Raw genomic sequence first — 15,769 nt, 5'->3', positions numbered from 1 at the left:
GTTCAAGCGCGATTTCGGCGTAAATGGCGGAAGGTTCGAATTGGTGGCAAAAGATCAGTTATTTTATGAGAAAGGAAAAAGACAGAAAAAACATGCTGAAAAAATCCATCGTTTAAAAGGGGTTATTTTGATATTCTATTTTTGTTAAGGTGTTAAAAAGTTTGAAAGGTACGGGGAGTTTGATGAAATATTATCAGTTTAGGGTGGATGCGCCGCTGACGCTGAACATGACCGGCAAATTCGTCGCTCCGTCTCCGGAATGGATGCATATGCAGCGGACGTTAATGGATTTCGAGCTGTTTATCCAAACCCGTGGAAGCCTGTATATCGCCGCCGATGGGGAGCGTTACGAACTGAAGGAAGGGGATTTCCTGCTGATGCCTCCCGGTGTGCGCCAATATGGATACGCGAAGTCCGACTGCAGCTTTTATTGGCTTCATTTTACGGCGCCGGGCGGATGGGAGCTTTTGCAGGATCTGGAGGAGTACCGCTATGAGCAGGGAAGGATCGTCGTTCCCGCAACCGGCGCGCTGCGCAGCCCCGATAAGCTTATCGTGCTGATGAAACAGCTGCAGGATTCGGTTCGGAGCTACAGGGAACTCACGCTGGGCAGCTATATGGCCACGACGATCCTGTGCGAGTTGTTCAACCAGCTGTTTTACGTCCGCAACCAAGCCGGCCGGAAGCTGAAGCAGCGGCAGCTTTACAACGACCTCGTCGATTATATTAAATGGCACCGCCACGAAAACCTGAAAGTCGCCCGGCTTGCGGAGGACTTCGGTTACAATGCGAAATATTTGTCCACGTTGTTTTCCGGCATCGCGGGCATTTCCTTGAAGCAGTACATGCTGCAGGAAAAAATGGAGGCGGCCAAATCGCTTTTGACCGACACGAACCATAACGTCAGCGAGATCGCGGCCCAGCTCGGATACCCGGACAGCCAGCAGTTTATGAAAAGCTTCAAAAAAATCACCGGCTTGACGCCGACGGATTACCGCAATGCGTACGCCAACCGGTTGCTGTTTTACGAATAAGGGAGCGTTACGGCCGTTTTTTGTAGCCGCTGGGCGTCTCCCCGACGAATTTTTTGAACTGCCGCATGAAATGGGTGTCGTTTTCGTAACCGCATATTTTGGCGATGGCGCCGACGGAAAGGGAGCTGTTGTCGAGCAAATATTTTGCTTGCTCCAGCCGTCCGTTGATCATGTCGGCCGAGACGGAACATCCGAACAGCTCCTTGTAGACATGCTGAAAATAGGATTTGCTGAGGTTGACTTTGGCGGCCAGCTGGTCTACCGAATACGCCGTTTGCGGGGAACTGTACAATTCGTTGCGGATTTCCAGGAGCTGCCGGTAATGCCTTTCGGTTTTTTCGGGCAAGGGAGGCAGCCGCTGCCAGTTGCTGAGCTTCAGGAGCAGGCTGCGGAGATCCAGATCCACGATGTCGTCGCGGAGCGGGCCGCCGAGCCGGTTCACGTGCTGCAGCTCCATGATGCTCCTTGTCAGGGAAGCGGGGAAAGCCGCTTTCACGGGTTCGTCGCAGGCGAAACCAAGCTGTTCTAAAAGCGCTTCCATTTCAGGGCCTTCACAGTGGAACCAGTCGTTGACAAACGGCTTCTCGACGTGGCGGTATGCATGCGGGGTGAAGGGGCGAAACAAAACATAGGAGTTTTTGGCCGCAGACAAGCGCCTGCCGTGAACGGTGATCTCCGCATGGCTCCGGAAAAAAACGAAAGCGTAATTGCCCGCTCCGGACGGGCGTTCGATCATAATGCCTTCCTGATGGACGTAATTGTGACCGCAACCGATGACGCGGATCATGTCCTTCCCTCCTTACGATAAAGCACGATAGGTCAGTTAATGGGCAGTTTAATTCATTGTTCCGGGGAAATCAAGCTCCTATACTTTGAGTGAATCCATTCAATGACGAAACGGGAGGAGAAAACGATGGTGCAAAACGGCGTATTAAACACGGACATCGTCAGAGGACAGATCAACAAAAATATTTACGGGCATTTTTCCGAGCATCTGGGCAGATGCATTTATGAAGGCATTTGGGTTGGCGAAGACTCGCCTATCGCGAACACGAACGGCATCCGGAACGACGTGGTTGAAGCGCTGAAACGGATCCGCATTCCCGTGCTCCGCTGGCCGGGGGGATGTTTTGCCGACGAATACCATTGGAAGGACGGCATCGGGAAGCGGGAAAACCGCAAGCGGATGATCAACACCCACTGGGGCGGCGTCGTGGAAAACAACCATTTCGGCACGCATGAATTCATGGAATTATGCGCCCAACTGGGCTGCGAGCCTTACATCAACGGCAATGTTGGAAGCGGTACCGTGCAGGAAATGTCGGAATGGGTGGAATACCTGACCTTCGGCGGGGAGTCCCCGATGTCGGCGCTGCGAGCGGAAAATGGCCGTAACGAGCCTTGGTCGGTCGCCTATTTCGGCGTCGGTAACGAAAACTGGGGCTGCGGCGGCAACATGCGGCCGGAATATTACGCAGATCTGTACCGCCGTTACCAGACGTATGTCCGCAATTATGGGGACAACCGGATCCACCGCATCGCCTGCGGCCCGAACGCCGGCGACTACAACTGGATGGACGTGGTGATGCGCGAGGCTGCCCGGTACATGGATTCCATCACGCTGCATTATTATACGGTTCCTTGGGATTGGGCGCATAAAGGGCCGGCTACCGGCTTCAACGAGCAGGACTGGTTCGTGACGATGGAAAAAGCGCTGCACATGGAGGAGCTGATTACGAGGCACAGCGCCATCATGGACAAATACGATCCCGAAAAACGCGTCGGTTTGATCGTGGACGAATGGGGAACCTGGTTCGACGTGGAGCCCGGAACGAACCCGGGATTTTTGTATCAGCAAAACTCGCTGCGGGATGCGCTTGTCGCGGGGCTTACGCTGAACATTTTCAACCGGCATTGCGACCGGGTGCGCATGGCCAACATCGCCCAGACCGTCAACGTGCTGCAAGCCGTCATTTTGACGGAAGGCGAAAAAATGGTGCTGACGCCTACCTATCACGTATTCGATATGTACAAGGTGCATCAGGATGCGGAGCTGCTGGACCTGAACCTGTCGTCCGGCACCTACAGCGCTTTTGGCCGGGAAATTCCGGAAGTATCGGCTTCCGCTTCCCGGGATGCGAACGGACGCATTCATATCAGTTTGTGCAACCTGAACCATGCGTCTTCGTCGTCCGTAAGCATAGACCTCCGCGGCTTAGGAACATCCGCGCCCGCAATGACGGGCTCGACGCTCACCTCCGACAACTTGGATGCGCATAACACGTTCGATCAGCCGGAGCGGATCGCGCCGCAGCCGTTCCATGCCTATAAGCTGGAGGATTCGCGCCTTGTGCTGGAGCTGCCGTCAAAATCCGTTACGGTCATCGAGCTGGCGTAGAGGAAGAGCGGCAAGAGACACGGGTCTTTCTCCGCTAAGGATGAATGCAAAATGCCCCACAAAAGCTGCAAAAATACTGATATACTTCCTCTATGGACCATTTCATTTCAGTTTTTGGTTGAGAGGGGGGAATATCATGGACGTACAAGCGTACTTGCGACGGATCGGGATCGAAGGCGTGTCGTCTCCTAACCTGGGTTTCCTGACCCGGCTGCAGCAACAGCATATGTTCACCGTTCCTTTTGAAAACCTGGACGTGATGAACAAAACGGAAATTACGCTTGATCCGGATTCGATGTTTGCCAAAATCGTCCATAACCGCCGGGGAGGCTTCTGTTATGAGCTGAACGGACTGTTTTATCGGCTCCTTCAGGAGCTTGGTTACGAAGCAGAGATGCTCTCCGGTCGGGTCGCTGCCGAAGACCATACATACGGGCCCGAATTTGATCATATGTTGATCCTTGTTCATTTGGATCAGGATTACGTCGTTGATGTCGGATTCGGCGATTCCGTCCGATCGCCCCTGCCGATGTCCGGGGAAGAAGTCAGCGATGTCAGCGGCACGTATCGGATCCGGAAGAATCCGGATGAATCGGACGGTTTTTTCTTTCAAAAATTTTTGGGGAATCAATGGGTAAGCGAGTTTGCGTTTACAAACCTTCCGCGCCGGCTGGACGATTTCCATGAGATGTGCAAATATCAGCAGCAGTCGCCGAAATCGCATTTTACGAAAAAAGCGATCGTTTCTTTGGCTGCGGAAGACGGAAGGATCACTTTATCCGGCGAAAAGCTGATCATTACCGAGAACGGCCGGAAAAATGAAACTCTCCTGACATCGCCGGATGAGATCAAACACGTGCTCAAAGATTGCTTCGGCATTACCATTTCAATTTAAGCGGTTGTGCAAGGGCCCTTGGTTATATAAGGGCTTTTTGCGTTATCCGAAAAAAGTTATTTTTTCTTGTCACGTTTCGGCCCCCCTCTCCGTCATACGGGTAACCAAACGGAAAGGGAGGATTTTCGGATGAAAAAAGCGGACGTGGCGATTGTAGGTGGAGGCATCGCGGGTTTGACGGCTGCAATCTATGCGGCCAAAGCCGGCAAACAAACGGTGCTCATCGAGAAGCAGGAGCGGATGGGGGGCCGGGCGATCACCAACCAAAAAAACGGAGTGTATTTCAATTTGGGCGGGCATGCCTTGTATTTCGGTGATGCGTGGGAAACGTTTCGGGAGTTTGGATTAAGTTTGCAGGGCAACAAACCGTCGATCGACGCTTACGGGATATGGAAAGGAACATTAAAGACACTGCCGACGAACGTCCGGTCGTTGTTGGCCACCCCGCTGGTGTCCTGGAAGGGGAAAATGGAGTTTGCCGCCTGGCTGGCGAAATTCGGAAATCTGGATACCCGTCTTTATGATCGGGTCAGCCTCCGCGAATGGATCGAAGGCCAGATTAAAGACCCGATGGTCCGGCATATTTTTTATTCCCTGCTGCGCACGGCAAGTTATGTGGCCGCCCCCGATCTGCAAGCTGCAGGTCCGGCGCTAAGGCAGCTCAAAAACGCTTTGAGAGGCGTGCTCTATTTGGATCGGGGCTGGGGCGAAACGGTGGAGGAATTAAGGCAATTGGCCTCCCGCTTGGGCGTTGCTTGCCTGACGGACAACAAAGCGGTTTCGATCGGCCATGACCAAGGCAAGGTGAACCATGTTTTATGCGATAACGGAATGAAAATCGAAGCGCGCAGCATCATTATCGCGGCTCCGCTTGAAGAGGCGTACCGCCTGGTTCCCCGGGCCGAGAGCACCGCGCTCCATACATGGAAGGAACAAGCGATTCCGGTTACGGCCGCCTGTCTGGACGTGGCTTTGCGGCGCCTGCCCAAACCGAAGCAGCAATTTGTGTACGGCATCGATCAAACCGTCTTTTTATCCAATCAATCGCGCGCGGCTTACTTAAGCGAAGACGGGTCCCAAGTGATTTCGCTGTTGAAGTACCAGGGAGAGGAAACGAATGCCAGACAGGATTTGCTTGAGCTTGAACAGACGCTCGACTTGGTGCAGCCGGGCTGGCGAAACGAACTGGTGGCCAAACAATATCTTCCGAAGATCACGGTGTTCCATGATTTTATGCATATCAAGCGCAAGGAAAACCCGGGTCCTGCCGTGCCCGAAATTGAGGGGTTGTACGTGGCAGGAGATTGGGCGTCGCACGGCGAACTGCTGGTGGACGCCGCGACGGCAAGCGCCAAACGGGCCGTGCAGCATATTTTGGCCCGCACAGAAACGGAGGGAATCCCTGAAGATGAGTACGGAGGCGCTGTATCGAATTTATAAAAGCGAGCTTTTTTCATTGGCTTACCGGATGCTGGGGAGCGTCATGGATGCGGAGGATATCGTGCAGGAAGCTTTTCTTGCGTACGATCAGCTGCCCGATCCCGGCTCCGTTCGCAATGAAAGGGCGTTTTTATACAAAATCGTAACCAATCGGTGTTTGGACCTGCTGCGTTCATCGGCCAAAAAACGGGAGCTTTACGTCGGCCAGTGGCTTCCGGAACCATTGATCGGCCGGGCGGGGGCGGAAGAGGAACCTTCCGCCGCCTATTTGCAGCGGGAGTCGATCTCGACGGCGTATCTTTTGCTGCTGCAGCAGCTGAACGCGGTGGAAAGGGCTGTTTTCCTGCTGCGGGAAATTTTCCATTATTCGTATGACGAAATCGCCGATATGGTCGGAAAAAGCGTCGCAAACTGCCGTCAAATTTACCGCCGGGCCAAAGCCGGCATTCATTTCGATCCCGAATCGGTTCCCGCGGTCCACGTGGCGGAGGAGCGGATCAAAGCGTTCGTAAACTCCTTGATGCAGGGGAATACCGGGAAATTGCTGGAGCTGCTCAGCGAAAACGTCGTTCTTTATTCCGACGGCGGAGGAAAAGTAACGGCCGCGCGCATTCCGGTCGTTGGATTCGAGCGGGTCACCGGGTTTTTCCGTAATCTGCTTGCCATGTATGAAGGGAAATACGATCTTTCCTTTCTGAACGTCAATGGATTGCCGGGGGTCCGGGTACGAATGGAAGACGGGGTGCAGTATATTTATTCTTTCGCTTTTAAACAAGGCCGGATCGAAACCATTTACAACATGTGCAATCCGGATAAATTGCGGCATGTGTAGGAAAGAACAAATTTAAATATCTTTTACCCGATCTGCGGTCATGGTTCGAATATAATAAAAACAATAACGAAAAGGGAGGAAGTAATCATGAAAAAAACGACGGTTGCAGTGATCCCGGCATACAAGGGCGGAACTGTCGCTTAACGCCTAAACGGCAACCCCCCTTGCATGCGCGTCCAAAACCGTATAAAGGGGTAAAATATGCGTTTTCCAATCAAAAAGTTTTTATCTTATTACAAGCCTTATAAAGGGCTGTTTATGTCCGTACTGGCCTGCGCGCTGCTCGTATCCGCCATCACCCTGATCTTTCCGCTGCTTGTTCGTTATATCACAAAGCAGGTGCTGGAAGGAGATTTATCCGCGGCTCTTGGAAAGGTGTATTGGGTCGGCGGACTGATGCTTGTGTTGGCGGCCCTTCAGAACCTCGGGAGCTATTTCGTCGATTACAAGGGACATGAGGTCGGGGCCCGCATGGAAAGCGACTTGCGCAGCGAGCTGTTCGCCCATATGCAAAAGCTGTCCTTCGATTTTTACGACAAGGAGAAAACGGGCAGGCTGATGTCCCGGATCACGAACGACCTGCTGCTGCTTTCCGAGCTTTATCATCACGGGCCCGAGGATTACGTCCGTTCGCTTTCCCGTTTTTTCGGAGCGCTTGCCATTTTGTTTTTTATCCATCCGCCATTAACGATTGCGGTGTTGTGCTTCTTTCCGGTGCTCGTCTTTTTTGCCCTCTACTTCAACAAAATGCTGAACAAGGCGTTAATGAAAAACAAAGAACGGATTTCGGACGTCAACGCCCAGGTAGAGGACAGTTTGTCGGGGATCCGCGTCGTTCAGTCGTTCACCGGCGAGCGGATGGAAATCGAAAAATTCGAACGCGAAAACGCCCGGTTTCTTGGCAGCCGGAAGGGGACGTATAAAGCGGAAGCGATTTTTTACAACAGCTTCGAGATGCTGCTCCAACTGATCACGATTACGGTCGTTATTTTGGGGAGCGCTCACATCGTCCGCCATACGCTTGATTTATCGGACTTGATCACGTTTTTGCTCTATATCGGTTACATGATCGAACCGATCCAGCGGATGACGCATATGAGCACGCAGCTGCAGGAAGGAGTCACGGGATTTCAGCGGTTCATGGAAATCATCAATTTGAAGCCGTCCATTGCGAGCAAACCGGATGCCGCCCTGCTCGCGAGCGTGGAAGGAGAGATCGAGTTCAGGCAGGTTTCGTTCCATTACGAAGGACATACCCGGCAGGTGTTGAAAAATTTGTCGCTGCGCATCCATCCCGGAGAATACGTTGCACTGGTGGGGCCTTCCGGCGCGGGAAAAACGACGTTTTGTTCGCTGATCCCCCGTTTTTACGATGTCACCGAAGGCGAAGTGAGGGTGGACGGAATCGACGTCCGCGATCTCGATCTGGAATCGCTCCGGAAAAACGTCGGCGTCGTTCAGCAGGACGTTTATCTGTTTGCCGGAACGGTCATGGACAACATCCGGTACGGAAATCCGGAGGCCGCGGATGAGGACGTCGTCGCGGCAGCGGTCAAAGCGAATGCGCACGGGTTTATCATGGGCTTGCCCCATGGATATCATTCCGAGATCGGGCAGCGCGGGGTCAAGCTTTCGGGCGGGCAAAAGCAGCGGCTGAGCATCGCCCGCGTGTTTTTGAAAAATCCGCCGATCGTCATTATGGACGAAGCGACAAGCGCGCTGGACAACGAAAGCGAAAGCGTCGTAAAACAATCGCTCGAATCGCTGGCTCAAGGACGTACGACGATCGTGATCGCCCACCGGCTTTCCACCATCCGCGAAGCGCAGCGAATCGTCGTCTTGACGGAGGACGGCATCGCGGAACAGGGGACCCATGACGAGCTGATGTCCTTTGACGGCATGTATGCGAAGTTGTACGCCAAGCAGTTCTAGAATATCGGGGGTTGTCCGGCAGCCGTTGGAAGCGGCATGCATGAAGGACAGCTCTCTTTTTTTGCAAAATCTAAAATTTTCGGGATAACACCTTTAGTTTGCGCAGTCGTTTCGGAGGGCTTTTTTTTTATAATTGGAAATGGAAGCGCTTTTTCTTCTGGTCCGGGTGGCGCGCCGATTTATCGCTTGCGCTGGCCGGAATCGATAGATCCACCATCAAGAGTACGGCCTGCAGTTGATCTGCGGCCTCGATTCATCCGGTCAAATCCCGGTCTATAAAGACAACGTCTAGTTGTGTAAATGAAAGGTTTGCGGCAGCTTCGGCAGAAACGGGGCTGCCTGCGCTGCATTCGCTTGGTATTTTCAGGACTGCGGCAAGTTTGGTAGCATAAAGATTAAGACGCTTTCATGCATGCGTAATTTTGAAAATCCACGAAAAAAGCACGTCCGGGGAGTGAATTGGTGAAATGATGAATGTGCTGTTGGTCGACGACGAACCGTGGGTTCTGGAAGGGCTGCGCACGATGGTCAATTGGGGAAACTTCGGGTTTCAAGTATGCGCGGAGGCGCACAGCGGCATCGAAGCGCTGAACATCATCCAGCGGCTTCAGCCCGAGCTGGTGGTCACGGATATTCACATGCCCGCGTTAAGCGGGTTGGAGCTTGTGGAGCAGTCCAGGAAGACGATGAAACGTCCTCCGAAATTCGTCATCTTGAGCGGTTACGATCATTTTGACTATGCTCTGACCGCGATGAAGCACAAGGTGGCGGAATATTTGCTGAAGCCGATCGACGAGGAAGAGTTCGAAACGATTCTGGAACGGGTCGGCGCATCGATCCGGGCCGAGTCCGCAGAGCGGCTGGCGGAACGCCGGATGCGCTCCTTTTTTTTGAACAATCTTGTCAACAGGCTGATCCAGGGCGAACGCGGCGAAGGGCTTGAGCGGCAGGCCGCGGAAGCGATGAACTTGAAAGGCGATGCCGAACTCCGATGCTTGCTGGTGGAGACGGACATCGGATCGGCAAATTTGCGGGAGCGGATCCAAGCTTATTTTCCGGACGTCACGGATCGGTCTTTTCAGGACAGTGCGGGACGAGTCGGCGTTTTCGTGCCGACGGATGAATGTTCTTCGGATCGTCTTGAGGAGATCGGGCTTGCGATGCACCGGGATTTGTCCGGAAGCCTGATCCGTCCCGTGATCATCGCGTTAAGCGATCCGCTTCGCGGCATGGGTTCCATCCGTCCCCTTTATCTGCAGTCGCTGGAGGTAAGCAAGTCCAAACGCTGCCAGGGCAAGGAGGGGCTGTTTTTTTACAGCTGGTGCAAAAAAACGCCGGATCACCGCGCGGACGCCGACCAAAAAATCAAGCGGCTTATCGACAGCGTTTGCGCCGGTCATTCGGGGACGATCGATTGTCAGGTCGAGGAACTGATGGCCTCATTGGCCTCGGGGCTGCCGGATATCGAGCTCGCCAAAGCCCGCATCGCGGACCTGGAGCTGACGTTTTGCCGGCGGGTTGCGGAGATGAACGGGGATCCCGGCGCATGGATGGCACGCATCCGGGAACGTCACGGGAGCCTTGGCGAAATCAAGCAATATTCGGCTTTGCAATCGTACGTTTGCGGCCTTTGCCTGAAGGCTTTGGCCGATCTTTCGCTTCTTGCCAAACAAAACGAAAATAATACGATTTTTCACGTCATCCAATTTGTGGACCGGGAATTTCACACGAAGCTGCAGCTGCGGGATTTGTCCAGGCAATTCCACATGAACGCGACGTATTTGGGACAATTGTTCAAGAAAACGACAGGCAAGCCGTTTAACGAATACGTGAACGAAAGACGGATCGAAGAAGCGAAAAAGCTGCTGAAGCGCACGCAGATCAAAATCTCCGAGGTGGCGCTGAAGGTCGGATACCCGAAAACGGATTATTTTATCAGCAAGTTCAAAAGCCATACGGGAATGCTGCCCTCGGTTTACAAGCATCAATGGGAAAACCGGCCGGCGGAAGAATAGCAGGATGGTGCACGCATGCGAACAAAAACATTCAGACTCCGAAAAATCGTCAACGACATTCCGATCAATTTCAAGTTCATTTTGATTTATTTGCTTGGCGTTCTTTTGCCCATCGCCGTGATTCATCTGATTTTCATGGACCGGATGTCCGAACTGATCAAGCAGCGGGAGGAGCAGAACTTGGAGGTGTCGCTGGAGCGGGCCCGAAAGGACATACACGATTTCGTGGACGGAGGCGTGGCGGTCAGCCATGCCCTGAAAACGGACAAAGCGCTTTACGAGATGCTGGACCGAACGTACGCCAATCCGCTTGATTTTTACGAAACGTTTGACGAGCAGCTCCGCAATCGGGTAAGCAGCTACATTCCGGTAAACAACCAAATTTTGCGGATCGGCATATATACGGATAATCCGACCATCGTGTCGGGAGGAAACTACCAAATCATCAATGGCCAGGTGAAAAACAGCGAATGGTACAAGCTGTGGGAACATTCGAACGAACCGGTCCTCGTTGCTGCCTACCGCGCGGCCGATGAGACAAATCCGTCCGTGATCGCCCCTTACTTGAGCGTGATCGAAAAAATGGATTATTACAATTATTACGACCGGTTCGAAAAGCTGCTGCGCATCGATATCGACCTTCGGAAAATTTATGACGTGATCATCCGGGAACGGGATTATTTGAACCTTTATCTGGTGAACGAAAAAAACGAAATCATCATGTCGGCGGACAGCGGCTATCAAAATCAGGTCAGCGGCGCTTACGCCGTGTTTAACCTTTCGGGCATCGAAAAAAACAAGGATGCTCATGTCGTTTCGATCGGCACGGCCAAGTACGTCAAAGGCTGGAAGCTGGTCGGCATGACCCGGGGAACGCGGGTGAGCCAGGCGATGCGCGACATGCAGTGGTCCGTCGGGCTTTTGGCGGCGGTGGTTACGTTATTTACGTCCGTCTTCATCTACATCATGCTTCGTTCTTACAATTATCGCGTGAAAAGGCTGTCCCGGCATATGCACAAAGTAACGAACGAAAAATTCGAGCTGATCCGCATGGATGAAGGCAAGGACGAAATCGGGGAATTGATCCGCAATTTCAACATGATGACATCACGCATCAATTCGCTCATCAACAATGTGTACAAGCTTGAAATCCAGAAAAAAAGCCTGGAGATGGAACAGGTGCGGGCCGAGCTTAATGTTCTCCAGAGCCAGATGAATCCCCATTTCCTGTTTAACACGCTGAACGCAATCCTCGTCGTCTGTACCAAATACGAATATTCCGAGGTGACGGACATTATCAAAAGCCTGTCCAAGCTGCTGCGCAGGCTGCTCGGCTGGAAGGAGGATCTGGTGACGCTGGAGGAGGAAATTCGGTTTACGGAGATGTATCTCAAAATCGAGAAGTTTAGATTCAGAGACAAATTCGAGTACGTTTTTGACGTCGATGAACAGGTTTTAGGTTACAAAATTCCGAAAATGAGCATCCAGCCGCTCGTTGAAAATGCCTGCAAACACGGGATTCAGGCCGTCGACGGGCAAGGGCTCGTGACGGTGAGCGCCCGGATCGAGGATGAGCGTCTGCGCGTGTCCGTTTCGGATAACGGCAAAGGGATCACGGCAGAAAAGCGCAATGAAATCATGAAGGCCGTGCAGATCGAAAACGTTTCAGGCAACAGCATCGGCATCCGCAACGTTTACCGGCGGCTGGAGCTCTACTACAACGACTTGGTCCGCTTCGATATCCAAAGCAAATGGCAGGAAGGAACGCTGGTTTTATTCGAAATTCCCATGAAACTGCTGAACAGACAAAACGAACACGCCGAGGGGGAATGAACATGCGCTACAAAGTGCTGCTGATCGATGACGAACCCGGCGCCTTGGAGGGCATGCAGCTGTGGATCGATTGGGCTCGGCTCGGCTTCGACGTTTGCGGCACCTCCGGCAACGGGGCCGACGGATTGAACAAAATCCGGGAGCTGAAGCCGGATCTGGTCGTAACGGACATTCACATGCCGCTGCTCGACGGACTTGAAATGATCGACGCATGGCAAAAAGAAGGGGATCGAAACGTGATGTTCGCCATCGTCAGCGGGTACAGCGAATTTGAATATGCCCGCCGGGCGATGCGGCACGGAATCACCCATTTTTTGCTGAAGCCGGTGGACCAGGAGGAGGCCGAAAAAGAGCTGGAAGCCGCCTACCGGGAGTTGTGCCGCGAACGCGAAAAACAGCGCATCACCCGAATCGCCGCGCGTGAAGAAACGGTGACCTTGGTCAAAAAGGCGGCGCTGAACGAGCCTTTGTCTTCAGACGAGCTGGACGTGCTCGGCCGCTTGTCCGCAGCAAAGGAGGCATGGAACTTTTGCCTGGTGCAGTGCGATCCGCCGGTCTATGCGCGGATGCGCGAGATCGCGGCAGCCGTGCTGCGGGACCGGGAAGCGATGTATCTCGTCGACATCGGCACGCACAGCTTCGGCATCGTGTACGGGGTCACGCCTTCGAAAGGGGCGGAAAATGAATCGCTGCAGGTCCTTGAGCAGCTGTCGGAAGCGTACTCTCCGTATCGGGTTTTTATGTCCACGGGTTTGGAAGCCCGTTCGCTGACTCAACTGGAGAGATGCCTTCAAACCGCCAAGGAAGCGATTCGCTACAATTTTTACGATTCCGGCTACGGCCGTATCCGTAAATATGAATCGGTGCAGGCCCGGTCCTGTCAGTACCATTACGACCAGGTTCGGCTGATCGATCGCATGACGGGGGCGTTAAACGTCTTGGATGCCGCAGGTTTTTGCGAAGCCGTGGCGTCTGCGGCCGAAAGCTTTCGCCAAGCGATGGTTGAGCCGGAAACCGTGAAAAATACCGTCATTCATCTGATGTATCAAATGATGGATCACTTGAGCGAACTGGGCGATGAACGGAGCAAACGGGTTTTGGATGAGTACTACCCGTTTTTGTTGGGGCTGTCGGAGGCCGTCATCCATCTCGGCGACCTGATGGACTGCCTGCTGGTTTGCGGCAACGACGCCATCGAGCTTTTATCCCGCGAGCAGGCGCTCAAATCGCAAGGCATTATTCAGGAGATCAACGAATACATCCGCGCCCATTTTCGCGAGCCGCTGACGATCCGCAAGCTGGCCGAATTGTTTTATTTGCATCCGGTCTATTTGGGCCAGCTGCTGATTCGAAAGAACGGGATCGGCTTTAACGAGCTTGTCCACAACTTTCGCATTGAAGAAGCCGCAGTCCTCCTGAAGGAGGGCAGGCTGAAGAACAGCGAGATCGCCGAAAGCGTCGGCTACGCCAATTACGGGCAATTTTTGAAGCATTTCGAAAAACGAATGGGCATGAGCCCCAACGAATTCAAAGCCAAAAACTAAACTTTTTGGGGGTAATGCTTTAATTGCGATATAGTTCGGCTTTGAAAGCGATTTTACAATAAGGATAAGTTACCTGTAAGGGCTTCCAATCCCTTAGGTGACAAATTTTAACGGAGGTGCTATACATGGGGGGCAAGTCAAAATCAGTGCTCCGGCTCGGCATGGTTATGCTGCTGTCGTTCAGCTTCATTCTGGCGGGATGCGGGGGAAGCGACAAGACGGCCACATCCGGAGACGCGAAGGCCGGAAGCGAGGCCGCATCGGGAGGCAATGCCGAAGGGAAAGTCGAACCGTTTGAAATTACGGCGTTCATCGGCGAAGCCGGCCAGCAGCCGACGCCGGACAACAAAATTTACAAAAAGATTAAAGACGAGCTCGGCGCGACCTTTAAATTCGAGTTTCTGGCCGGCGACCTCAATCAGAAGCTTGGCGTCATGATAGCTGGTTCCGATTACCCGGACATCATGACCGGAAATACGAAATTGACGGCGGCAGGCGCATACATTCCGCTGGAAGACCTCATCGAAAAATACGCTCCGAATTTGAAAAAACATTACGAGAAGTACTGGAACATGATGAAGGATCCGAATGACGGACATATTTACATTTTACCGAATTACGGGGCCTACAACGGGGAAGTGAGCTCCACATGGTATTCCGGGCCGGCGTTCTGGATTCAAAAGGCGGTGCTCGAGGAAGCCGGATATCCGAAGGTCAAGACGCTTGACGAATATTTCGACCTGATCGCCAAGTATAAAGAAAAACATCCGAACATCGACGGCAAGCCGACGATCGGATTCGAAATTTTGAACTACGACTGGAAAAACTGGGGGTTGTTCAACGCGCCGCAGCATTTGATCGGCCATCCGAACGACGGCAGCGTGGTCGTGAACGACGGCAAGGCGGAAATTTTCGCGGACAAGGACTATGCGAAACGTTACTATCAAAAGCTGAACGAGGTGAACACCCAAGGGCTGATCGACAAGGAGACGTTCACGCAAAACTTCGATCAGTACCTTGCCAAAATTTCCAGCGGAACGGTGCTGGGCATGTTCGACCAGCATTGGAATTTCCAAAATGCCGAAAACGCCCTGATTACGCAGAAAAAGCACGAAAGAACATATGTAGGACTGCCGCTCGTGTACGACGAGAGCACGAAGGATTATTATTTGGACCGCCCGGCGCTGAACCTGAACAACGGCTTCGGCATCAGCGTGAACGCCAAGGATCCGGTGAAAATACTCAAGCTGTGGGATCGCCTGATCCAGGAAGATTGGCAGAAGATCCTCTCCTGGGGGATCGAAGGCGAGGACTACATCGTGAACGAAAAAGGCCGTTTCATGAAAACGCAGGAGCAGCGCGACAAATTCACGGACGCCACTTGGAAGCTGGCGAACAAAGCGGACACGCTGTACAGCTTCAGCCCGAAAATGCAAGGTTTCTTCAGCGACGGCAACGCGACGGATGGCGCGGCGCAGCCGGAAGAGTACCAGGCAGGCCTCGAAGAATACGACAAAAAGTTCCTGAAGGCCTACGGCTTCAAGAGCTACGTCGATTTCTTCAGCCCGGCGCCGGAGAATCCGATCTATTATCCGGCATGGAGCGTCGATCTGGTGGAAGGTTCCGAAGCCAAAATCGTCAATACGAAGCAAAACGACTTGTCGACCAAATTTTTGCCGAAGGCGATCTTGGCGAACCCGTCCGATTTTGACAGCGTATGGACCGAATATACGAACGAGATCCACAAGCTGAACATTAAAGCTTACGAGGATCGGATCAACGAAGTTCTTCAATGGCGGATCGAGAACTGGTCGGTGAAGTAAGGCATCAGAAGCTAGCGGGAGGC

General features: G+C 53.0%; 11 protein-coding genes. 10 read left to right on the top strand and 1 reads right to left on the bottom strand.

Translation table 11 applies throughout. The annotated features are described in order from the left end of the window. Positions 1-182: 182 nt before the first annotated feature. Positions 183-1,034, top strand: a complete 852-nt coding sequence (locus tag RJP21_RS22380) for a helix-turn-helix transcriptional regulator (RefSeq protein ID WP_310861273.1) — start codon at positions 183-185, stop codon at positions 1,032-1,034. 7 nt (positions 1,035-1,041) lie between these two features. Here the strand turns inward: RJP21_RS22380 and RJP21_RS22375 are convergent, their stop codons facing one another. Then, the gene (locus tag RJP21_RS22375; protein ID WP_310861272.1) at positions 1,042-1,821 is read right to left on the bottom strand and encodes a helix-turn-helix domain-containing protein; all 780 of its coding nucleotides are present in this window, start codon (positions 1,819-1,821) and stop codon (positions 1,042-1,044) included. 126 nt (positions 1,822-1,947) lie between these two features. On the opposite strand from RJP21_RS22375, the gene RJP21_RS22370 reads away from it, so the two are divergent. From RJP21_RS22370 to RJP21_RS22330, 9 genes are all read left to right on the top strand, one after another. Then, positions 1,948-3,432 (top strand): alpha-N-arabinofuranosidase, encoded by a 1,485-nt coding sequence (locus RJP21_RS22370; RefSeq protein ID WP_310861271.1) that lies wholly within the window; start codon positions 1,948-1,950, stop codon positions 3,430-3,432. 136 nt (positions 3,433-3,568) lie between these two features. After that, positions 3,569-4,327 carry an arylamine N-acetyltransferase family protein gene (locus RJP21_RS22365; RefSeq protein ID WP_310861270.1) on the top strand — a complete coding sequence of 253 codons (759 nt, stop codon included), beginning with the start codon at positions 3,569-3,571 and terminating at the stop codon, positions 4,325-4,327. A gap of 129 nt (positions 4,328-4,456) precedes the next feature. After that, on the top strand, positions 4,457-5,767 hold the full coding sequence (locus tag RJP21_RS22360; RefSeq protein ID WP_310861269.1) for a phytoene desaturase family protein: 1,311 nt from the start codon (positions 4,457-4,459) through the stop codon (positions 5,765-5,767). After that, a complete protein-coding gene (locus tag RJP21_RS22355) occupies positions 5,736-6,599 on the top strand; it encodes an RNA polymerase sigma-70 factor (protein WP_310861268.1) in 864 nt (287 codons plus the stop codon). The genes RJP21_RS22360 and RJP21_RS22355 overlap by 32 nt, the downstream gene beginning before the upstream one ends. Positions 6,600-6,800: 201 nt before the next feature. Next, positions 6,801-8,531, top strand: coding sequence for an ABC transporter ATP-binding protein (locus RJP21_RS22350; RefSeq protein ID WP_310861267.1), 1,731 nt, complete (start codon positions 6,801-6,803; stop codon positions 8,529-8,531). Between the two features lie 467 nt (positions 8,532-8,998). Continuing rightward, positions 8,999-10,546, top strand: a complete 1,548-nt coding sequence (locus RJP21_RS22345) for a response regulator transcription factor (RefSeq protein ID WP_310861266.1) — start codon at positions 8,999-9,001, stop codon at positions 10,544-10,546. Positions 10,547-10,561: 15 nt separating this feature from the next. Next, positions 10,562-12,379, top strand: coding sequence for a sensor histidine kinase (locus RJP21_RS22340; protein WP_310861265.1), 1,818 nt, complete (start codon positions 10,562-10,564; stop codon positions 12,377-12,379). Between the two features lie 2 nt (positions 12,380-12,381). Beyond that, positions 12,382-13,923 (top strand): response regulator transcription factor, encoded by a 1,542-nt coding sequence (locus RJP21_RS22335; RefSeq protein ID WP_310861264.1) that lies wholly within the window; start codon positions 12,382-12,384, stop codon positions 13,921-13,923. Positions 13,924-14,048: 125 nt separating this feature from the next. Then, entirely contained in the window at positions 14,049-15,746 is a 1,698-nt protein-coding gene (locus RJP21_RS22330; protein WP_310861263.1) for an ABC transporter substrate-binding protein, read from the top strand. Positions 15,747-15,769 lie beyond the last annotated feature (23 nt).

Source organism: Paenibacillus sp. VCA1, from assembly GCF_031583795.1.
Classification (GTDB): Bacteria; Bacillota; Bacilli; order Paenibacillales; family Paenibacillaceae; genus Paenibacillus_AQ; species Paenibacillus_AQ albilobatus.
Note: the sequence above shows the minus strand (reverse complement) of the source record. Positions and strands in the feature narration are given on the sequence as shown.

Coding starts and splice junctions, on each gene's coding strand:
- RJP21_RS22340 (WP_310861265.1), top strand. CDS start 10,562: ATGCGAACAAAAACATTCAGACTCCGAAAAATCGTCAACGACATTCCG.
- RJP21_RS22380 (WP_310861273.1), top strand. CDS start 183: ATGAAATATTATCAGTTTAGGGTGGATGCGCCGCTGACGCTGAACATG.
- RJP21_RS22365 (WP_310861270.1), top strand. CDS start 3,569: ATGGACGTACAAGCGTACTTGCGACGGATCGGGATCGAAGGCGTGTCG.
- RJP21_RS22355 (WP_310861268.1), top strand. CDS start 5,736: ATGAGTACGGAGGCGCTGTATCGAATTTATAAAAGCGAGCTTTTTTCA.
- RJP21_RS22330 (WP_310861263.1), top strand. CDS start 14,049: ATGGGGGGCAAGTCAAAATCAGTGCTCCGGCTCGGCATGGTTATGCTG.
- RJP21_RS22335 (WP_310861264.1), top strand. CDS start 12,382: ATGCGCTACAAAGTGCTGCTGATCGATGACGAACCCGGCGCCTTGGAG.
- RJP21_RS22345 (WP_310861266.1), top strand. CDS start 8,999: ATGATGAATGTGCTGTTGGTCGACGACGAACCGTGGGTTCTGGAAGGG.
- RJP21_RS22370 (WP_310861271.1), top strand. CDS start 1,948: ATGGTGCAAAACGGCGTATTAAACACGGACATCGTCAGAGGACAGATC.
- RJP21_RS22360 (WP_310861269.1), top strand. CDS start 4,457: ATGAAAAAAGCGGACGTGGCGATTGTAGGTGGAGGCATCGCGGGTTTG.
- RJP21_RS22375 (WP_310861272.1), bottom strand. CDS start 1,821: ATGATCCGCGTCATCGGTTGCGGTCACAATTACGTCCATCAGGAAGGC.
- RJP21_RS22350 (WP_310861267.1), top strand. CDS start 6,801: ATGCGTTTTCCAATCAAAAAGTTTTTATCTTATTACAAGCCTTATAAA.